General features: G+C 66.8%; 19 protein-coding genes. 10 read left to right on the forward strand and 9 right to left on the reverse strand.

The genetic code is table 11. The features are described 5' to 3' along the window. Positions 1–4: 4 nt before the first annotated feature. From LCM32_RS12335 to LCM32_RS12355, 5 genes are all read right to left on the reverse strand, one after another. Positions 5–187, reverse strand: coding sequence for a hypothetical protein (locus LCM32_RS12335; protein ID WP_224821369.1), 183 nt, complete (start codon positions 185–187; stop codon positions 5–7). Positions 188–190: 3 nt separating this feature from the next. Further along, positions 191–988, reverse strand: a complete 798-nt coding sequence (locus LCM32_RS12340) for a S49 family peptidase (protein ID WP_224821370.1) — start codon at positions 986–988, stop codon at positions 191–193. Positions 989–1,151: 163 nt separating this feature from the next. Then, positions 1,152–1,913: an ABC transporter permease gene (locus LCM32_RS12345; protein WP_224821371.1), complete on the reverse strand. Its 762-nt coding sequence runs from the start codon at positions 1,911–1,913 to the stop codon at positions 1,152–1,154. Further along, a complete protein-coding gene (locus LCM32_RS12350; RefSeq protein WP_224821372.1) occupies positions 1,910–2,839 on the reverse strand; it encodes an ABC transporter ATP-binding protein in 930 nt (309 codons plus the stop codon). The genes LCM32_RS12345 and LCM32_RS12350 overlap by 4 nt, the downstream gene beginning before the upstream one ends. A 153-nt stretch (positions 2,840–2,992) precedes the next feature. Beyond that, positions 2,993–3,496 (reverse strand): CoxG family protein, encoded by a 504-nt coding sequence (locus tag LCM32_RS12355; RefSeq protein ID WP_224821373.1) that lies wholly within the window; start codon positions 3,494–3,496, stop codon positions 2,993–2,995. Between the two features lie 325 nt (positions 3,497–3,821). On the opposite strand from LCM32_RS12355, the gene LCM32_RS12360 reads away from it, so the two are divergent. Then, positions 3,822–4,259 (forward strand): hypothetical protein, encoded by a 438-nt coding sequence (locus LCM32_RS12360; RefSeq protein WP_224821374.1) that lies wholly within the window; start codon positions 3,822–3,824, stop codon positions 4,257–4,259. A 9-nt stretch (positions 4,260–4,268) separates the two neighbouring features. On the opposite strand, the gene LCM32_RS12365 is transcribed toward LCM32_RS12360, so the two are convergent. Both LCM32_RS12365 and LCM32_RS12370 read right to left on the reverse strand, forming a co-directional pair. Next, positions 4,269–5,105: a metallophosphoesterase family protein gene (locus tag LCM32_RS12365; protein WP_224821375.1), complete on the reverse strand. Its 837-nt coding sequence runs from the start codon at positions 5,103–5,105 to the stop codon at positions 4,269–4,271. Further along, on the reverse strand, positions 5,102–6,166 hold the full coding sequence (locus LCM32_RS12370; RefSeq protein WP_224821376.1) for a diacylglycerol/lipid kinase family protein: 1,065 nt from the start codon (positions 6,164–6,166) through the stop codon (positions 5,102–5,104). Before LCM32_RS12370 ends, LCM32_RS12365 begins: the two co-directional genes overlap by 4 nt. A 340-nt stretch (positions 6,167–6,506) precedes the next feature. Here LCM32_RS12370 and LCM32_RS12375 point away from each other — a divergent pair, with 340 nt between their 5' ends. From LCM32_RS12375 to LCM32_RS12405, 7 genes are all read left to right on the forward strand, one after another. Continuing rightward, positions 6,507–7,568: a DUF475 domain-containing protein gene (locus LCM32_RS12375; protein WP_224821377.1), complete on the forward strand. Its 1,062-nt coding sequence runs from the start codon at positions 6,507–6,509 to the stop codon at positions 7,566–7,568. Positions 7,569–7,830: 262 nt separating this feature from the next. Further along, on the forward strand, positions 7,831–8,304 hold the full coding sequence (locus tag LCM32_RS12380) for an NUDIX hydrolase (RefSeq protein WP_224821378.1): 474 nt from the start codon (positions 7,831–7,833) through the stop codon (positions 8,302–8,304). Between the two features lie 95 nt (positions 8,305–8,399). Then, positions 8,400–8,831 carry a DUF1178 family protein gene (locus tag LCM32_RS12385; RefSeq protein WP_224821399.1) on the forward strand — a complete coding sequence of 144 codons (432 nt, stop codon included), beginning with the start codon at positions 8,400–8,402 and terminating at the stop codon, positions 8,829–8,831. 27 nt (positions 8,832–8,858) lie between these two features. Continuing rightward, the gene (locus LCM32_RS12390) at positions 8,859–9,503 is read left to right on the forward strand and encodes an SDR family NAD(P)-dependent oxidoreductase (protein ID WP_224821379.1); all 645 of its coding nucleotides are present in this window, start codon (positions 8,859–8,861) and stop codon (positions 9,501–9,503) included. An 84-nt stretch (positions 9,504–9,587) separates the two neighbouring features. Then, positions 9,588–10,823: an aspartate kinase gene (locus LCM32_RS12395; protein ID WP_224821380.1), complete on the forward strand. Its 1,236-nt coding sequence runs from the start codon at positions 9,588–9,590 to the stop codon at positions 10,821–10,823. A gap of 179 nt (positions 10,824–11,002) precedes the next feature. Continuing rightward, the gene (gene ptsP / locus LCM32_RS12400) at positions 11,003–13,249 is read left to right on the forward strand and encodes a phosphoenolpyruvate--protein phosphotransferase (protein WP_224821381.1); all 2,247 of its coding nucleotides are present in this window, start codon (positions 11,003–11,005) and stop codon (positions 13,247–13,249) included. 251 nt (positions 13,250–13,500) lie between these two features. Then, positions 13,501–14,310, forward strand: a complete 810-nt coding sequence (locus LCM32_RS12405; RefSeq protein WP_224821382.1) for an isocitrate lyase/PEP mutase family protein — start codon at positions 13,501–13,503, stop codon at positions 14,308–14,310. Between the two features lie 123 nt (positions 14,311–14,433). On the opposite strand, the gene LCM32_RS12410 is transcribed toward LCM32_RS12405, so the two are convergent. Beyond that, a complete protein-coding gene (locus LCM32_RS12410) occupies positions 14,434–15,270 on the reverse strand; it encodes a GNAT family N-acetyltransferase (RefSeq protein ID WP_224821383.1) in 837 nt (278 codons plus the stop codon). Then, positions 15,267–15,953, reverse strand: a complete 687-nt coding sequence (locus LCM32_RS12415) for a GntR family transcriptional regulator (RefSeq protein WP_224821384.1) — start codon at positions 15,951–15,953, stop codon at positions 15,267–15,269. Before LCM32_RS12415 ends, LCM32_RS12410 begins: the two co-directional genes overlap by 4 nt. A gap of 261 nt (positions 15,954–16,214) precedes the next feature. On the opposite strand from LCM32_RS12415, the gene LCM32_RS12420 reads away from it, so the two are divergent. Further along, entirely contained in the window at positions 16,215–17,201 is a 987-nt protein-coding gene (locus tag LCM32_RS12420) for an ABC transporter ATP-binding protein (protein ID WP_224821385.1), read from the forward strand. Between the two features lie 33 nt (positions 17,202–17,234). Beyond that, the gene (locus tag LCM32_RS12425; RefSeq protein ID WP_224821386.1) at positions 17,235–18,500 is read left to right on the forward strand and encodes an ABC transporter substrate-binding protein; all 1,266 of its coding nucleotides are present in this window, start codon (positions 17,235–17,237) and stop codon (positions 18,498–18,500) included. Positions 18,501–18,622 lie beyond the last annotated feature (122 nt).

Genomic DNA, 18,622 nt, shown 5'->3' on the forward strand with positions numbered 1-18,622 from the left:
GCCCCTATTTCTGGCCGCAATTGCAGGGGCCCTTACCGATCCGGTAGGCCCCGCAGCGCGGACATTTCTTCGTGGAAAGCCTCGCCTGCCGCCCCTTGCCCGGGCCGATCCCGGGAAAGCGCAGCTTGCCGAACATGGCCATGACACCCATGGCGACGAGAAAGAGGATAACAACCTTGAGGATCATGGCTCAGAGCCCAAAGCGCGCGTAGGCCGCGCGTTCCTCGATGCCCATGACCGCATCGCCCAGCACCGAGGCGCCGACGCGCCGCAGCCAGGATTTCTTCACCCCGTAGCTGCGGAAGCGGACCTTGTCGCCGAACCGCTCTTTCAGCACCGGCACCATGTGCCCGATGCCGTCGATCAGCCCCAGCTCCCGCGCACGCGCGCCCAACCAGACCTCGCCGGTGAAGAGGTCCTTGTCCTGCTTCAGCTTGGGCCCGCGCCGTTCGGTCACCTGCGCGATGAAATTGCCGTGGATCTGCTCCAGCAGGCGCTGCAGCTTCTCGACATCCTCGGGGTTCTCGGGGCGGAACGGGTCCAGCATGGATTTGGATTTGCCCGCCGTGTAGACGCGCCGCTCGACCCCCTGACGGGCCAGCAGCACATGGGCGCCGAACCCCGCGGAAATCACCCCGATGGAGCCCACGATGGAGGAGCTGTCGGCATAGATCTCGTCGGCGGCCGTTGCGAGCCAGTAGCCCCCCGAGGCAGCCACATCCTCGACGAAGGCGATGACGGGCACCTCCTTCTCCTGCGCGAGGCGGCGGATGCGGGCCGCGATCAGCGCGCTTTGCACCGGCGAGCCGCCGGGCGAGGAAATCGCCAATGCCACGGCTTTCGGCTTGCCGCGCCGGAAGGCCTTTTCGATGACGGGCGCGAGGCCCGCGTCGTTCAGTCCGCCCCGCGGCCCGGCGGCGATGAGGCCCGACAGGCGCACCACGGCGACCGTGGGACGATCCTTGAGAAAGGGAATCCAGCTTTTCATGCCCTCGAAATAGAGAGCGCAGGGGGGGCGAACAAGGGGACGGCAGAGGCGGGGTCGCGAAAAACGCAAACCCCGCCCTCCGGCGCCCGGAATGTGCGGGCGGCCTGCCTGCGGGACGGGCAAGCAGCACGTATCCGCCCCCTGCCCGCCCCTGTTCTGCCGCTCAGGACCGCAGCCGCCAGCCGGTGCGGAAGATCCACCAGATCACGCCCAGCGCCAGTGCCGTGAACCCGCAGATCGCCGCCAGCGACAGGGCCACAGGCACGTCCGCCGCGCCGAAGAAGGACCAGCGGAAGCCCGAGATCAGGTAGACCACCGGGTTGAACAGCGTGATCTTCTGCCAGAGCGGCGGCAGCATCGAGATCGAGTAGAACGAGCCCCCGAGGAAGATCAGCGGCATGACGATCAGCATCGGGATCAGTTGCAACTGTTCGAAGGACTTCGCCCAGATGCCGATGATGAACCCGAAGAGAGAGAAGCTGATCCCCGTCAGCAGCAGGAAGGCCACCATCGCCAGCGGGTGCTGGATCGAGATGTCGACGAAGAGCGTCGAGGTCCCGAGGATCACCACCCCGATGAAGAGCGCCTTGGTTGCCGCCGCCCCCACGTAGCCCGCCACCACTTCGAGGAAGTTCACCGGCGCGGTCAGTACCTCGTAGAACGTCCCCGTGAAGCGCGGGAAGTAGATCGCGAAGGCCGCGTTGTTCAGCGCCTGCTGGATCACCGCCAGCATGATCAGGCCGGGCACGATGAAGGCGCCGTAACTGACACCCTCGACGCTGTCGATCCGGCTGCCGATCGCCGTGCCGAAGACCACGAAGTAAAGCGAGGTCGAGATCACCGGAGACAGGAAGCTCTGGAAAATCGTGCGGAAGAAGCGCGCCATCTCGTAGCGGTAGATGGCGCCGATTGCATGGAGGTTCATGCCGCATCCTCCCCGACCAGATCGACGAAGATCTCCTCGAGCGAGGATTGGTGGGTCGAGAGATCGGCCAGACCCACGCCCGCCTCGGCCAGAGCGGCCAGCAGACGGGTGATCCCCGTCCGCTCCGCCTGACTGTCGTAGGTGTAGACCAGCGCGTGTCCCTCCTCCGCCAATTCCAGATCGAAGCCGGAGAGTGCTGCGGGCACCTCGCTCAGCGGGCTGCGCAGCTGGACGGTCAGCTTCTTGCGGCCCAGCCGTTTCATCAGCGCGGCCTTTTCCTCGACCAGCAGCAGCTCGCCCTTCTGGATCACGCCGATCCGGTCGGCCATGGCCTCTGCCTCTTCGAGGTAGTGGGTGGTCAGGATGATGGTCACGCCGCTGGCCTTCAGCTCGGCCACCGTGTCCCACATTCCCTTGCGCAGCGCCACGTCCACGCCTGCCGTCGGCTCGTCGAGGAAGAGCACCCGGGGTTCGTGGACCAGCGCCTTGGCGATTAGGACCCGGCGCTTCATGCCGCCCGACAGCGCCTTGGTCGGCGTGTCGCGCTTGTCCCAGAGAGAGAGCTGACGCAGGATCTTCTCGACCAGCGCGTCATCGCGCCCCTTGCCGAAAAGACCGCGCGTCAGCCGCACGGTGTTGATGACCTTCTCGAAGGGCTCCAGCGCGATCTCCTGCGGCACGAGGCCGATCATGGAGCGCGCGGCGCGGTAGTCCTTGAGGATGTCGTGCCCGCCAACGGTGGCAGAGCCGCCGGTGGGCAGGGTGTTGCCGCAGAGGGTGGAAATCAGCGTGGTCTTGCCCGCGCCATTGGGGCCGAGGAGTGCAAGGATCTCGCCCTCCTCGATGTCGAGCGTGACGCCCTTGAGCGCCTCGAACCCGCCGTCATATGTCTTGCGCAGATCGTTGATCCGCAGGATCGGAGCCATGTCCCGTCCCCTTCTTGTCGTCCTAGAGGGTAGGCAGGGCATGTAATACGCAAAAGACCGCACACTAGGGTGCGGTCCCTGCATCAGTGCACAGCACCCGGCCCGAAACCTGCGCTCATGTGCGCACATCCCGGGGTGCGGGCGGCGTTGGCCTCAGCCGCGCAGGCGCTTCAGCCAGCCCTTCTTCTCTGCCTCGGGCGGCTCGTCGCCCTCGGCCGGGCCTTCCAGCACTTCCTGGAAGCGGGTGAAGAACTGGTCCGCCATCTTGCGGGCGAACCCGTCGATGATCCGGCTGCCCAGCTGGGCCAGCTTGCCGCCCACCTTGGCCTCCACGTCGTAGCTCAGCAGCGTGCCTTCCTCGTGGTCCGCCAGCGTCACCTTGGCGCCGCCCTTGGCAAAGCCCGCAGCCCCGCCCTTGCCCTCGCCGGACATGGTCAGGCTCTCGCCCTCCACCATGTCGGAGAGCGTCACGTTGCCCTTGAAGTTGGCCTTCACCGGGCCGACCTTCTGGGTCACCGCCGCCTCGAACCCCTCTTCGGGGGAGCCGGAGACCTCGGTCGCGCCGGGCACGCATTCCTTCAGAACCTCGGGGCTCAGCAGCGCGGCCCAGACCGTCATCCGGTCGGCCTTGATCACCTTCTGGTCGTTCATTTCCATGGGCGTCGTCCTTTCGCGTTTGGCCGGAAGGTAGCCGAGCCGCCCGCCAAGGGGAAGAGAGCCGGGCCTCTGGCCCATGCGGGAGGTCACGGCTGGCCCCGTCCCCGCCCGCCTTACGGGCAGTCCGGGCGGCCTTCGGTTTGGCACCGGCTGGGCCCGCCCATGGCCCCACGCTTGACAGAATGCCGGAGCTGAGGCCCAATCTCCCTGTTTCCAAAGACCTGTTTTCCGCGCCCGGCCTGCGCCGGTGCCGCACCGGGCCGCGCCTTGAAGCCGCCCCTATTTTACCGAACCCCGTCCGGGTTCGTCATTTGTGGAGGAAACCATGCGATCCCAATGTCCCTGTGCCGGCCTCGGCGTCCTTGCCCTGCTGGCCCTGCCCGTTGCCGCGTCCCTCGCGCCGCCAGCCAACGCCCAGATGACCGCCGAGGTGCAGTTTGCCCCCGGCAACTACGGCACGATGCTGGAGGGCAAGGTCACCGGCCACGACTACATGGATTACCATCTAGACGCGAAGGCCGGTCAGACCCTCTTTGTCGAGCTGGATGCCGCCGAGACCGATGGTCATGGCATCGTCTATTTCAACATCCTGCCGCCCGGCAGCGACGGCTACGCGATCTTCAACAGCTCCATGTCGGCGGACAACACCGGCTCTGTCGCGCTGCCCGAGACGGGAACCTACACGATCCGCGTCTACCTGATGGGCAATGACCGGGACACCGGCAAGACCGTCAGCTTCCGCGCGGATGTCTCGATCCAATAGGCATCGGCTCTATTCGGCTGCCTGCGCAGGCGGTGCGTCGGCACTGGGCGGATCGAGCTTCACCCAGCCCCCCGCGCCGCGCTGCCACGCCTGCGTCGGCGCGGGGAAGAAACCCGGCGCGTCGCCGCGTTCGGCATCCCATTGGGTGATGCGCAGCACCTTCCCGTCGCAGTCGATCTGGTTGAAGGTATTGCCCTGCCCGTCCCGCAACCGGGTGGACAGCCCCGTCCCCGCCTGCACGAAGAGCAGCCCCGGCACGGCGCGGAAGGGTTCGGCCCCCGCCCGGTGCAGATGCCCCGAAAGCACGAGGTCCGCCCCGCTGTCCGACAGCGCCTCCAGCGCGGCAGAGGCTCCGCGCATCAGGCGTTTGTCCACGCCCGGCGCATGTTCCAGCGGATGGTGCAGCACGGCGACACGCAGCCTGTCGCCCGCCCCCTCCATCCGCGAGGCCAGCCGACGCAGACGCCCGGTGCCCACCTTGCCGGATTGCCAGGCGAAGCGGTTCACCGTGTTCACCCCGGCCACCAGCATCTGATCATCCTCGAAGACCGGCTCCAGATCGCGGTCGATGAACCGCTTGTAGCGATGGAACGGGCGCAGAAACCGCAGGAAGAGATTGTCGAGCGGCGTGTCATGATTGCCCGGAACGCAGAGCACCGGCCCCGGCACAAGGTCGAGGAAGGCACGGGCCTGCGCGAACTGGTGACGCCGGGCCCGCTGGGTGAAATCGCCCGAGATCACCGTCAGGTCCGGCTTCAGCCGTGTCACCGCCTCGATCAGGGGCGTCTCCAGCGCCGCATCCACGCGGCCATAATGCAGGTCGGATAGGTGGATGATACGCCTCATGCCTCTCCTTTGGCCGTGCCTGTGGTCGTGTCTGTTTTCGATTCTGTGGCCGTATCGGGCAGCAGGATCGTCAGGGGCTCGTCGCACATGCAGAAGTCGAAGGGGCTGGGATCGCGGGATTTCTCCCCGTCGAAGGCCACCAGCGTGCGGTCCTTCTGGGTGTGCACCAGAAGCTTCTCGGCCGCAAAGTAATCGTAATCCCGGCCGCGCTGCGCGGTGCGCGTCACCAGCCGCAAGGCGATGCGGAAGAGGTCGGCCCGGCTTTCGCCCCGCCCGATCAGCACGGCGAACTTGTCATCGCTGATCGCACCGTCCCCCTCCAGCCCGAAGCGCTCCAGCTGGTAGGCCGACCGCGAGACGAAGAGCAGCGGCGTGCGGCGGGTAAACCGCGCGCCATCGGCCTCGATGGTCAGGTGCATCGGGTGCTGGAACTGCCAGAAGGTCCGCGCCACGGACCAATGCGCCATGATCCGGCGACGGCCCCAGCGCTTGTAGACCGTCTCGCGCTCCTTCAGCACCGCCGGGTAAATCCCGAGGCTGGCGTTGTTCAGGAAGACACGCCCGTTCACCTGCCCCACCCGGATAGGATGCGGCCGGGCGTCGAGCAGCGCGCGGGCGGCCTCGTCCGGGGCCTCCGGCAGGCCGAGACCCCGGGTGAAATAGTTGAACGTCCCCAGCGGCAGCACGGCAAAGGCGGCGTCATGCCCCACCATCTGGCCTGCCACGGCCATGGCGGTGCCGTCACCGCCCGCGGCGATAACCGTCCGGGCGCCCTCTGCGATGGCGCGGTCCACCAGCTTGCCCATGTCCTGATCGGGAGACCAGCGATAGAGCCGGGCATCGCCTTCGCCTGCGGCCTCCTCCAGCACCTCCATGACGCGGTCGATCGCCTGCTGATCGCGGGCGTTGGTGCCGGACTTGGCATTGGCGATCACGGCAAAGGGCCCCTCGGCTTTCGCGGCGGGGACGGAATCACGGGTGGGAGCGCGGGCGGGATTAGGGACGGGCTGGCTGGCAAGCTGGCTGTCGTGGGAGGTGTCGAGCGATTGGTCGAGCGACATGGGACAGGGCCTTTTCGGTTGCGGTTGTCTCCCCAACGCACGACTGCCGCGAAAGGTTGCGACACGCGTGTCCGCAGGGGCGGGATTGCGGGCAACAGGCCCCCCGCGGCCCTGCCCTGCCTCGACTTCCGCGCGGCGCTCTTGTATCGAGAGCGCGATCCCGCGGCCCCATGAGACCGCCCGGATCGGGTGACCGGGCCCCTCTGGCAAGCGTCTGCGGCACGCTTGTGATGTCGGCACCCTCCGTTTGTCAGCCGCAGAGACAGGCGACCCATGATCCTGAACCACATGGACATGTTCCCGCGCACGCGCGGTCCCCTCGCCCTATCGGAGAGGTAACATGCCCCCTTCCACGCAACCGAAATCCGCCCTGATGCAGTATTTCTTCTGGGCCATCGTCGTGACCGTCGCGGGCCTCGCGCTCGGCGCCGGGGTCGGCTGGATTTACACCGAGAGCCTTCCCGGAATGCTCTCCTTCCTCTTCATCGTCGCCGTGCTGGCGGTGCTGGAGATCTCGCTCTCCTTCGACAACGCCATCGTGAATGCCAACAAGCTCAAGGAGATGCGCCCCGAGTGGCAGCATCGGTTCCTCACCTGGGGCATCGTGATCGCGGTCTTCGGCATGCGGATCGTCTTCCCGCTGCTGATCGTCGTCATCGCCGCCAAGATCGGCCCGATCGAGGCCATCCGCCTCGCCGCGACCGAGCCCGAGCAGTACAGCCGCATCATGCAGGACGCGCATCTGCCCATTGCCGCCTTCGGGGGCACCTTCCTGATGATGGTGGCGCTGAACTACTTCTTCGATCAGGACAAGGACATCCACTGGCTCGGCTGGATCGAGACCCGGATGGCGCGCTCCGCCGCCGTGAAGGGGATCGAGGTGGGCATCGTGCTGCTGCTGGCGCTGACCTTCTCGCACCTGCAACCGGGCGATCAGGGCCGCGTCTTCATCGAAGCGGCGATTCTCGGCCTCGTGACCTTCCTCGCGGTCGAGGTTCTGGGCGGGCTCATCGACAGCCGTCAGGCGGCCACCTCGGCCGCCGCGCGCGGCGGTCTGGGGGCCTTCCTCTACCTCGAGGTGCTGGATGCCTCCTTCAGCTTCGACGGGGTGATCGGGGCCTTCGCGCTCAGCCAGAACATGTTCGTCATCGCCATCGGCCTCGGCATCGGGGCGATGTACGTGCGCTCGATGACGATCATGCTGGTGGAGAAGGGCACGCTGGCGGAATACCGGTTCCTCGAACACGGGGCCTTCTACGCGATCCTGATCCTCTCGGTGATCATGTACCTGCAATCGCTGGTCCATATCCCCGAGGTGATCACAGGCCTTGGCGGGGCGGCGCTGATCGGTGTCTCGCTCTGGTCCTCGATCCGCTGGAACCGGCGCGCGGCGATGGCCTGAGGCCTCACGGCTAATCCGACCCTGCAGGCGGTCCCCCGGGGCCGCCTGTTGCCTGTCCGGCCCCGACGCTCCACAGCGCCCCGACAGGCCGCCCAATTGGTCGCCCGGATATGATGCGTCCGTTCCACAAAGGGGAAAAAACAAACGGGCTGTCACCCCCCTGTCATTGACGCAAGTCAGCATCAGACGAATAACGAACCGGGGCAGCCGCACCCCCTGTCGGCGTACCGGCAGGGCACAGCGGTTCCGGGGGAGGCGTTTGGTGAGTTTTCAGGGCAAGAAATCATCCCACGCGGCGATGCTGGCCGCGGACCGGGCGGATGCCTTGCTGCAGTATTCCGCCCTCTGCTACCGCACCCGCCGCGACACGATCGAGGTCCTCCTGATCACCAGCCGCACCACCCGCCGCTGGATCGTGCCCAAGGGCTGGCCGATGCCCGACCGCACCCCCGCCGAGGCCGCCCTGCGCGAAGCCTACGAGGAAGCGGGCGTGCAGGGTGTGGCCGACGACCGCTGCATCGGTGCCTTCTCCTACCTGAAGACCACCAAGGACGATCTCATCGTGCCCTGCGTGGCCATGGTCTTCCCGGTGAAGGTCAAGAAACTGGCGGCCAAGTTTCCCGAACGCAAGGAACGCCGCCGCGCGTGGTTTTCCCGCAAGAAGGCGGCCAGCCTCGTGCAAGAGCCTGAACTGGCGGAACTTCTGCGCGGTTTCGATCCCCGCAAGCTGCGCTGAGAGCGGCCCGCACCACCGCAGCCCGCCCGCGCCGCCAGCTTGAATTCCGCCTCTTCGCTGTTATGTATCTGTCATATCCCTATGACGGTCCGCAGATGATCCAGTTCGCATTGAAATGTGACAACGACCACCGCTTCGACAGCTGGTTCCAGTCTGCCGATGCCTTCGACAAGCTGCGCGGCGCGGGGATGCTCACCTGCGAAATTTGCGGCTCCTCCCACGTGGAAAAGGCGATGATGGCCCCGCGCCTCGGCGCGACCCACGACACGGAGACCGCCAAGGCCCGCCCCCTCTCTGCCCCCGCAAACGAGGCCGAACAGGCCATCGCCGAGTTCCGCCGCAAGGTCGAGGAAAACTCCGACTACGTCGGCCGTGACTTCGCCCGCGAAGCCTGGCGGATGCATTCAGGCGACGCGCCCGAACGCGCGATCCACGGCGAGGCCAAGCCCGAGGAAGCCCGCAAGCTGCTGGAAGAAGGCGTGCCGATCGCGCCCCTGCCCTTCCTGCCCGGACGCAAGACCAACTGATCCAGCCACACAATCAAGGAAGACGTCATGCAGATTGTCCTGACCGGCGCGAGCCGCGGCATCGGTGCCGCCCTGCGCGCCCTCTACGAGGAACGCGGCGACAGCGTGACGGGCACCTCCCGCGCGGGTGGCGAGGGCCTGCTGGCGCTCGATGTCACCGACCCGACCCAGATCAAGGCCATGGCCGATGCGCTTCAGGGCAAGCCCATCGATCTGCTGATCTGCAACGCGGGCGTCTACCTCGACAAGGGTGAGCCGCTGGAGAGCGGCTTCCCGGCGGACATGTGGGCGCAGGAATTCGCCACCAATGTCACCGGCCCCTTCCAGTGCATTCAGGCCCTGCTGCCCAACCTCAAGGCCGCGGGCGGCAAGGTCGCGGTAATCTCCTCCGCCATGGGCTCGCAGGAACGCGCGCCGGGCGGCTCCTATATCTACCGCGCCTCCAAGGCCGCCGTGCTGAACGTGGTGCGCAACCTCGCGACGGACCTCGCGGCAGAGGGAATCGCCCTTGGGGCCTATCACCCCGGCTGGGTCCGCACCGACATGGGCGGCAGCGGGGCCGATATCGACGTGGCAACCTCCGCAAATGGCCTCGTGCAGCGCTTCGATGCGCTCTCCACCGCAACCTCGGGCTGTTTCGAAACCTACGAAGGTACGAAAATCCCCTTCTGAGGGGGTTTCACGCAACATCCGGCATCTTGCCCTTGACGCGCGGGGCGCGTAAACCGCGCCCCAAACAAAGGTCAGGGACAGATCATGCCCACGCTCGTGATGAAATTCGGCGGCACCTCCGTCGCCACGCTGGACCGTATCCGCCGCGCTGCCAAACGCGTCGGCGTCGAAGTTGCCAAGGGCTATGACGTCATCGTCATCGTCTCGGCCATGTCCGGCAAGACAAACGAGCTGGTGGGCTGGGTCGGCGAGACCTCGCCCTTCTACGACGCGCGCGAATATGACGCCGTCGTCTCCTCCGGCGAAAACGTGACCGCCGGCCTGATGGCGCTCGTGCTGCAGGAAATGGATATCCCGGCGCGCAGCTGGCAGGGCTGGCAGGTGCCGCTGATCACCAACAGCGCCCATTCCCAGGCCCGGATCGAAGAGATCCCGACCGAGAACATCAACACCAAGTTTGCCGAAGGCATGAAGGTGGCAGTGGTCGCGGGCTTCCAGGGGATTTCCCCCGAGGGCCGGATCACCACGCTGGGCCGGGGCGGCTCGGACACCACCGCCGTGGCCTTTGCCGCCGCCTTCGACGCCGAACGCTGCGACATCTACACCGACGTGGATGGTGTCTATACCACCGACCCCCGCGTCAGCCCCAAGGCACGCAAGCTGGAAAAGATCGCCTTCGAAGAGATGCTGGAACTGGCATCGCTCGGGGCCAAGGTTCTGCAGACCCGCTCGGTCGAGCTGGCGATGCGCTACAAGGTGAAGCTGCGGGTTCTCTCCAGCTTCGAAGACAATGACGAAACTGCGGGCACGCTGGTCTGTGCCGAGGAGGATATCATGGAATCCAATGTCGTATCCGGCATCGCCTTCTCGCGCGATGAAAGCAAGATGACGCTGATCTCGGTGAAGGACAAACCGGGCATCGCCGCGGCGATCTTCGGCCCGCTGTCCGAAGCCGGCGTGAACGTCGACATGATCATCCAGAACATCGCCGAGGAAGGTCTGACCGACATGACCTTCTCCTGCCCCACCGATCAGGTGAAACGGGCCGAGAAGGCGCTGAACGCCGCCAAAGAGGCCGGCGTGCTGGAGTTCGACGAACTGGTGGCCGACACCGAGGTCGCCAAGGTTTCGGCCGTGGGCATCGGCATGCGCTCGCAGTCGGGCGTGGCCGCCAAGATGTTCAAGACGCTCTCGGACGAGGGCATCAACATCAAGGTCATCGCCACCTCCGAGATCAAGATCTCGGTGCTGATCGACCGCAAGTACATGGAACTGGCCGTTCAGGCACTCCACGACGCGTTCGAGCTGGAAAAGGCCTGATTTCAGGTCCCTGACCGCCAGACTTGATGCAGCAGGCCGGGCCGAAAACCGCCCGCCTGCCCCCACGTCGCGCGTCGCGCACGTGTCTTTTCACATGTTTCAGATGTGTTATTCATTTCTATCAGCCATCGGTTGTGTTTTAGTCTGCGGTGGCAACGAGGGTTAAGGAAGCTCAGACAATGAGCGAGAATTTCCAGACCGACAGCCGGCGCATGCTCGGCCGTCTGCGTGAAGTCATGGCCGAGGATGCCCTTGGCCAGGCCCGGCTGGATCGTATCACGAGGCTGATCGCGTCCGAGATGCAGACAGAGGTCTGCTCCGTCTACCTGTTCCGCGATGCCGAAACCCTTGAACTCTGCGCCACCGAGGGCCTGAAGGCCGAGGCCGTGCACCAGACCCGGATGCGCCTTGGCGAGGGCCTCGTGGGCCGTGTCGCCCGCGCCGGGCATCTCGTGAACACCGCCGACGCCCCGTCCGAGGCGGGCTTCCGCTACATGCCCGAAACCGGCGAGGAGATTTACTCCTCCTTCGCGGGGGTCCCGATCCAGCGGCTTGGCGAAAAGCTGGGCGTGCTGGTGGTGCAGTCCAAGACCGCGCGCAAGTATTCCGACGACGAGATCTATGCCCTCGAAGTGGTGGCCATGGTGCTGGCCGAGATGGCCGAACTGGGCGCCTTCGTGGGCGAAGGGGCCGCCCTCTCCGCCCGTCACACCAAGCCCGTGGTCTTCCGCGGCGCGACCGGACAGGAAGGCACCGCCGAGGGCCACGTCTGGCTGCACGAACCGCGCGTGGTGATCACCAACCCGATCGCCGATGACCCCGTCCGCGAAAGCGAGAAGCTGCGCACCGCCGTGGAACAGCTCCGCGTCGGCGTGGATGCGATGCTGGCCGATGCCGCCGATGGCGACGGCGAACAGCTGGAGGTGCTCGAAGCCTACCGCATGTTCGCCAACTCCAAGGGCTGGATGCGCCGGATGGAGGAAGACATCGGCCGGGGCCTCTCGGCCGAAGCCGCGGTGGAGAAGGAGCAATCCGCCGCCCGCGCCCGCATGTCCACCGTGACCGACCAATACCTGCGCGACCGGCTGCATGACCTCGACGACCTGTCGAACCGCCTGCTGCGCATCCTGACCGGCCAGGGCCGCCAGACCGGGGCCGAGATGCCCGCCGATCCGATCCTCGTGGCGCGCAACATCGGCCCGGCGGAACTGCTGGACTACGGCCGCTCGCTGCGCGGCGTGGTGCTGGAGGAAGGCTCCGTCGGCTCGCACGCCGCCATCGTGGCCCGGGCGCTTGCCATTCCGCTGGTGATCCACGCCGAGCGGATCACGACCGAGGCGCTCAACGGCGATCACATCCTGCTGGACGGCGACAACGGCGTGGCGCACCTGCGCCCCGAGGACACCGTCGTCACCGCCTTCCGCGACAAGATCGCCATGCAGGCGCAGGCGCAGGAACGCTATGCCTCGATCCGCGACACGCCGGCGGTCACGCTTTGCGGCGAACGGATCACCCTGACGATGAACGCGGGCCTGATGGCCGACCTGCCCTCGCTCGAAGGCTCCGGCGCCGAGGGCGTTGGCCTCTTCCGGACCGAGCTGCAGTTCCTGATCCGCAACCAGATGCCGCGCCGGTCCGAGCTCTCCGCGCTCTATGCCCGGGTGCTGGACGCCGCCGAAGGCAAGCGCGTGGTCTTCCGCACGCTCGACATCGGGTCGGACAAGGTGCTCTCCTACATGAAGCCCAATGACGAGCCGAACCCCGCGCTCGGCTGGCGGGCGATCCGCGTGGGTCTCGACAAGCCGGGCGTCATGCGGATGCAGTTGCAGGCGCTGATCCGCGCGGCCCATGGCCGTCCGCTGACGGTGATGTTCCCCTTCGTCGCCCAGTACGAGGAATACACCGCCGCCCGCGCCGAGATGGACAAGGCGCTGGAGCGTGAGCGCATCCTCGGCCATCCCCTGCCCGAGACGCTGGAAGTGGGCGCGATGCTGGAGACGCCCTCCCTCGCCTTCGCGCCCAGGAAGTTCTTCCAGGAGGTTGGCTTCCTCTCCATCGGCGGCAACGACCTCAAGCAGTTCTTCTTTGCCGCCGACCGCGAGAACGAGCGCGTGCGCCGGCGCTATGACACGCTGAACGTCTCCTTCCTGACCTTCCTCGAAGGCATCGTCGCGCGCTGCGAAGAGACCGGCACGCCGCTCAGCTTCTGCGGCGAGGATGCGGGCCGCCCGATCGAGGCGCTCTGCCTCGCGGCGATGGGTCTGCGTGCGCTCTCCATGCGCCCGGCCTCCATCGGCCCGGTGAAGCACCTGCTGCTGCGCACCGATCTCAAGGCCCTGCGCGGGGTGATCGACACGGCCCGCGAGAGCGGCGCCCAATCGGTGCGCCCGGCGGTGATGGACTTCCTGCGCAGCGGCGGCAACTGACGCCCGATCCCGGCCTGATCTTGGCCCGATCCCGGCCAGAACCCGGCCCGGCAGCGCCTGTGCAGGCCCTGTGCCTTCGGCAAATCCCCGCCCGCACAGGGCGAAAGTCCCGCCAGATATAGGGGCCTCAGATCGGGCACACGCCATTTATGGGGCGACTTCCCCGCTGACCCCCGGTCTTTTTCCTTGCCCCCGGCGGTTCCAGCCGTGATCCTGCGACCACCACGCACGACCCGAAAGGACCGCCTCTCATGCACGATCCCGGCCCCGCCTTCCGCGCCCTGCACCAGCCCGGCAATCCCTTTGTCCTGGCCAATGCCTGGGACGTGGGCAGCGCCAAGGTGCTTGCCGCCCTCGGGGCGCAGGCGCTTGGCACGTCTTCCGCCGGCTATGCCTTCACCCTCGGCAAACCCGACGGTTCCCTGACCCGGGACGAGGCGCTTGCGCACGCCCAATCCATCGTCGAGGCCACCGCGCTGCCGGTCTCGGCCGACCTTGAAAACGGCTATGGCGACGATCCCGAAACCGTGGCCGAAACCGTCCGCATGGCGGGCGAGATCGGGCTGGCCGGTGTCTCGATCGAGGACACGCTCCTGCCCGGCGCCACGGCCTATGACTTCGACCTCGCGGTCGAGCGTATCCGCGCCGCCGTCGCCGCCGCCCGGTCGCTGAAGCGCGATTTCGTGCTGGTGGCCCGCGCCGACGGGATCATGCTGCACGGCTACGACATCGAGGAGGCGCTGCGCCGTCTCAAGGCCTTCGAGGCGGCAGGCGCCGATTGCCTCTATGCCCCCCTGCCCGAAAGCTTCGAGGATCTGGAGCGGATCGTGACCGAGACCGTCACCCCGGTGAACGCCCTCGCCACCGGCTCCTTCGCCTCCTACACGCAGGAGGATTTCGCCCGGATCGGGATCGCGCGGATCTCGCTCGGCTCCTCGCTGGCGCGGGTCACGCAGCGCGCGCTGATCGACGCGGTGGAGGAGATCTTCGACGATGGCAGCTTCTCGCGGTTGAAGAAATCCGTGCCGGGAGAGCTGATCGACAAGATGCTGGGCGACTGACGCCTGTACGCGGCTTGAAAGACAAGGGGAGCCACCGAGCGCCCCTTGGTCTTTCTCTCCCACCGGTCCGATGTGGACCTGTCCAGTTTGGCCCTGTCTGGCCCAGTCTGGCGCGGCAGTCCCCTACCCCAGTTCCATCGTCGCGATGGCCTGAAGCATCGGCCCGGCCTGCGGCGCGGGGCCCCGGTACATCCGCGCGGTGGCAAAGGTCGCCTCGAAGCCAAGCGCGGAGAGCGCCTCGGCCAATGCGGCATTCGCCTCGGGCAGGTCGATGATCACCGGCGTGGCCGGGTGATCCGCCAGCGCCGCCCGCACCAGCTGCAGCGCCGCCCCGGCATCCGTGGCGATCACCGGGCCGATCTTGGCCCCGTGATGACAGCGCCGCAGCGTGGCGAACCCGGTGATCTGGCCGCGCTCTTCCATGACGTAGCTCTGACGGCTGGCGCTCTTGGCCATCCACGCCAGCAGGAAGGCAGGCCGCGCATAGCCATTGGCCGCGAGGTCCAGCCGCGCCACGGCGGGGGCATCGGCCACCACCAGCGGGCGCACCTGCGCATCCGCGCGGCCATCCAGCCGCCCCTCGTACCGCGTCGTCGACCCCGCGAGGACAAAGCCGGATTTCGCGTAATTCGCCTGCTGCGCCGCGACCCCGTCGAGGCCCACGGTATGCCCGCCCGCATGTTTCAGCGCATGGGTCCAGAGCGCGTAACCGATGCCCCTTCCCCGATATTCCGGACGGCAGAGGTAGAGGCCAAGGAAGGCCATCGTCTCGGAATGCACCACGACGGAGATCGCAGCCACGGGGATGCCCCGGATCTCGGCCACGAAGAAGCCCTGCGGATCGGCCGCGTGGAAGGCCGCTGCATCATCGGCGCCGGGGTTCCAGCCCTCCTCTGCGGCCCATTCCAGCATCAACCCGACTTCGGCGGCAGAGGCCGTGCGGTAGAGCGGCGCCGTCATTGGGCGAGCGCCTCGCGCAGGCTGCCCGGGAAGGAGGCCCGGTTGCGCAGGTCCAGCGATGTCACGAGGTCGAGCAGGTGGCTTTTCATCAGGTCTTCCGCCATGTCGGCGTCTCCGATCTCGAAAGCGCTCATCAGCGCGTGGTGGGCGTGGCTCTCGCACAGCGCGGCACGGCGCTGCCAGTAAAGCGCGATGATCAGCGCCGAACGCGAGACCAGCTCAGAGATGAAGGCCTCGATCGTCGCCTGATCCGCGATCCGGGCGATCTCTACATGGAATTGCCCCGAGAGATAGACCGCGCGGCCACTTTCTCCGGCGTGGACCGCCTCGTGCTCGGCCTCGATATGGGCCTGCAGCAGCGCCAGCCCCTCGGGTGTCATCCGTTCGCAGGCGGAGCGCGCGGTGCGCGGCTCCAGCAGGGCGCGGGCCTCGAAGACCTCGCGCGCCTCGCGCACGGTGGGCTGCGCGACAAAGGCGCCCCGGTTGCGCTTCAACTCGACGAGGTGACGGTGCGAGAGGCCCTGCAGCGCGGCGCGCACGATGGTGCGGCTGATGCCATAGACCTCGGCCAGTTCGTCCTCGCCCAGCTTGCTGCCCGGCGGCAGGCGGTGCTCGTGGATCGCCCGCTCGATCTCGGCGGCGACATACTCCGCGGTGCCGGGCGTCAACAGCATGTCGTTCATCTCTTCTCTCCGATCCGGGGTGATTCTGCGCCCTGAGACGGGGATGAGCAAGGCGCCGCGGCACGTCCGCAGAATTCGAAACAGGATTGTATACGAAAATGTGCGAGAAAATGTTCACAGGACTTCCGCGGGCGCCCAAACAAGCGGCAGTTGAGGAATCTGCCCCACCGGCGGGTCGAATCTTCTGATCTGGCGGACGATCCCGCGACAAGCTGGATGCAGACAAACGAGCGGCCCGCTCCCGGGCCCGCAGGAGGGACGATGCGTACGGGATATGATCTGGAACTGGTCCACCTGACGAAACGCTATGGCGATACGCTTGCGGTGCGCGATCTGAACCACGTCTTCCACCCGGGCAGCTACGTCTGCCTTCTGGGGCCCTCGGGCTGCGGCAAATCCTCGACCCTGCGGATGATCGCGGGGCACGAGACGGTCAGCGAGGGCGCCATCGTGCTGGACGGGCAGGATGTCTCGACGCTCTCGCCCGCGCAGCGCGGCACGGCGATGATGTTCCAGAACTACGCCCTCTTCCCGCATCTCAACGTGCGCGACAACGTGGCCTTCTCGCTGCGGATGAAGGGCGTCGACAAGGCGACCCGCCACGCCAAAGCGAACGAGTTGCTGGCACTGGTGCAGATGACGGCCTATGCCGACCGTCTGCCGGCGCAGCTCTCGGGCGGGCAGCAGCAACGCGTGGCCCTTGCCCGGGCCCTGATCACCCAGCCCAAGGTCCTGCTGCTGGACGAGCCGCTCTCGGCGCTCGACCCCTTCCTGCGGATCCAGATGCGGGCCGAGCTGAAGCGCATCCAGCGCGAGCTGGGGATCATCTTCATCCACGTCACCCACGGACAGGACGAGGCCCTCGCCCTCGCCGACGAGGTCGTGGTGATGAACAACGCCGTCATCGAACAATCCGGCCCCCCGCGCGAGGTCTGGGGCGCGCCCCGGACCGAGTTCGTGGCCCGCTTCATGGGCGGCCACAACGTGATCACGCTGGAGGGCGGCAAGGTCGCACTGCGCGCCGATGACGTGAAGCTGGCCGAGACGGCGGGCACGCCCGGCCTGCCCGCAACCGTCACCTCTGTCGAGTACCAGGGCGCGACCGTCGCGCTCTCGGCCCGGACGGCGGCGGGCGAAGAGGTTTTCGCCATCCTCCCCGAGGAAGGCTTCTTCAAGACACCGAAATCCCCCGGCGATGCGGTCACGCTCGCCTGGGACGAGGGGCGGCTGCACCGCCTCCAAGCCTGACCAACGCAAGTCAACCGACACGGGAGAACCAACATGTCGAAGATGAGATACAGCCGCCGCAGCGTCCTGAAGAGCGGGATCGCCGCCACTGCCGCCTCGGCCCTGCCCGCGCCCATGGTCTGGGCGCAGGAGATCAAGGACATCACCCTGCGCCAGTTCGGCACCGGCGTGTCCAACCTCAACGAGGTCGGCCAGAAGGTGAAGGAAGACCTCGGCTTCACGCTCGAGATGACCGCGCTCGACAGTGACAGCGTGACCCAGCGGGCCGCGACCCAGCCCGACAGCTTCGACATCGCCGATATCGAGTACTGGATCTGCAAGAAGGTCTGGCCGACGGGCAACCTGCAGGCGATGGATACCTCGAAGATCGCGAACTACGACAAGATCGTCGGCATCTTCAAGGACGGCAAGCTGACGCCCGAGTCGGTCATCGCGCAGGGCACCGCGCCCCATACCGTCGGCTTCGTCGAAGGCCCGGAGAGCACCACCTTCGCCACTGAGGAAACCCAGTGGATGACCCTGATCCCGACGATCTACAACGCCGATACTCTCGGCATCCGCCCCGACCTGATCAAGCGCCCGATCGACACCTGGGCCGAGCTGCTGAACCCCGAGTTCAAGGGCAAGGCCTCGATCCTCGACATCTCCTCGATCGGGATCATGGACATGGCCATGGTCTGCGAGGCCATGGGCGAGATCGCCTATGGCGACAAGGGCAACATGACCAAGGAAGAGATCGACAAGACCTTCGCGATCTTCACCGAGGCCAAGCGCGCCGGCCAGTTCCGCGCCTTCTGGAAGACCTTCGACGAGAGCGTCAACCTGATGGCCTCCGGCGAGGTGGTGATCCAGTCCATGTGGTCGCCCGCCATCACCGCGGTGAAATCGCGCGGCATCCCCTGCGTCTACCAGCCGCTGAAGGAAGGCTACCGCTCCTGGGGCGGCGGCATCGGCCTGTCGAAGTCGCTCACCGGCATGGAGCTGGACGCGGCCTACGAATACATCAACTGGTACCTCTCGGGCTGGGTCGGCGGCTTCCTGATGCGTCAGGGTTACTACTCGGCCGTGCCGGAGACCTCCAAGGAGTTCATGACGGCCAACGAATGGGGCTACTGGTTCGAGGGCAAGGAAGCGGTCGAGCCGATCGCGAACCCCTTCGGCGACGTGATGGCCCAGGCCGGCGAAACCCGCGACGGCGGCTCCTTCTACGACCGCATGGGCGCGGTCGCCTGCTGGAACGCCGTCATGGACGAGAACCAGTACATGGTCCGCAAGTGGAACGAGTTCATCGCCTCGTAAGGCGATGCGCGCCGCGATCAGCGGCGCGCGAAAGGCTTTGCGCCGGGCCTTGCGGCCCGTCGCCCGGCGGGGGGCTGACGCCCCCCGCACCCCCCGTCTGACGTGTTTCGAAGCGCCTGTGC

Source organism: Pseudooceanicola nanhaiensis (assembly GCF_020171315.1).
GTDB lineage: Bacteria > Pseudomonadota > Alphaproteobacteria > Rhodobacterales > Rhodobacteraceae > Pseudooceanicola > Pseudooceanicola nanhaiensis_A.

Coding starts and splice junctions, on each gene's coding strand:
- LCM32_RS12365 (WP_224821375.1), bottom strand. CDS start 5,105: ATGAGGCGTATCATCCACCTATCCGACCTGCATTATGGCCGCGTGGAT.
- LCM32_RS12370 (WP_224821376.1), bottom strand. CDS start 6,166: ATGTCGCTCGACCAATCGCTCGACACCTCCCACGACAGCCAGCTTGCC.
- LCM32_RS12350 (WP_224821372.1), bottom strand. CDS start 2,839: ATGGCTCCGATCCTGCGGATCAACGATCTGCGCAAGACATATGACGGC.
- LCM32_RS12355 (WP_224821373.1), bottom strand. CDS start 3,496: ATGGAAATGAACGACCAGAAGGTGATCAAGGCCGACCGGATGACGGTC.
- LCM32_RS12360 (WP_224821374.1), top strand. CDS start 3,822: ATGCGATCCCAATGTCCCTGTGCCGGCCTCGGCGTCCTTGCCCTGCTG.
- LCM32_RS12410 (WP_224821383.1), bottom strand. CDS start 15,270: ATGACGGCGCCGCTCTACCGCACGGCCTCTGCCGCCGAAGTCGGGTTG.
- ptsP (WP_224821381.1), top strand. CDS start 11,003: ATGAGCGAGAATTTCCAGACCGACAGCCGGCGCATGCTCGGCCGTCTG.
- LCM32_RS12385 (WP_224821399.1), top strand. CDS start 8,400: ATGATCCAGTTCGCATTGAAATGTGACAACGACCACCGCTTCGACAGC.
- LCM32_RS12340 (WP_224821370.1), bottom strand. CDS start 988: ATGAAAAGCTGGATTCCCTTTCTCAAGGATCGTCCCACGGTCGCCGTG.
- LCM32_RS12375 (WP_224821377.1), top strand. CDS start 6,507: ATGCCCCCTTCCACGCAACCGAAATCCGCCCTGATGCAGTATTTCTTC.
- LCM32_RS12395 (WP_224821380.1), top strand. CDS start 9,588: ATGCCCACGCTCGTGATGAAATTCGGCGGCACCTCCGTCGCCACGCTG.
- LCM32_RS12425 (WP_224821386.1), top strand. CDS start 17,235: ATGTCGAAGATGAGATACAGCCGCCGCAGCGTCCTGAAGAGCGGGATC.
- LCM32_RS12335 (WP_224821369.1), bottom strand. CDS start 187: ATGATCCTCAAGGTTGTTATCCTCTTTCTCGTCGCCATGGGTGTCATG.
- LCM32_RS12420 (WP_224821385.1), top strand. CDS start 16,215: ATGCGTACGGGATATGATCTGGAACTGGTCCACCTGACGAAACGCTAT.
- LCM32_RS12390 (WP_224821379.1), top strand. CDS start 8,859: ATGCAGATTGTCCTGACCGGCGCGAGCCGCGGCATCGGTGCCGCCCTG.
- LCM32_RS12405 (WP_224821382.1), top strand. CDS start 13,501: ATGCACGATCCCGGCCCCGCCTTCCGCGCCCTGCACCAGCCCGGCAAT.
- LCM32_RS12415 (WP_224821384.1), bottom strand. CDS start 15,953: ATGAACGACATGCTGTTGACGCCCGGCACCGCGGAGTATGTCGCCGCC.
- LCM32_RS12345 (WP_224821371.1), bottom strand. CDS start 1,913: ATGAACCTCCATGCAATCGGCGCCATCTACCGCTACGAGATGGCGCGC.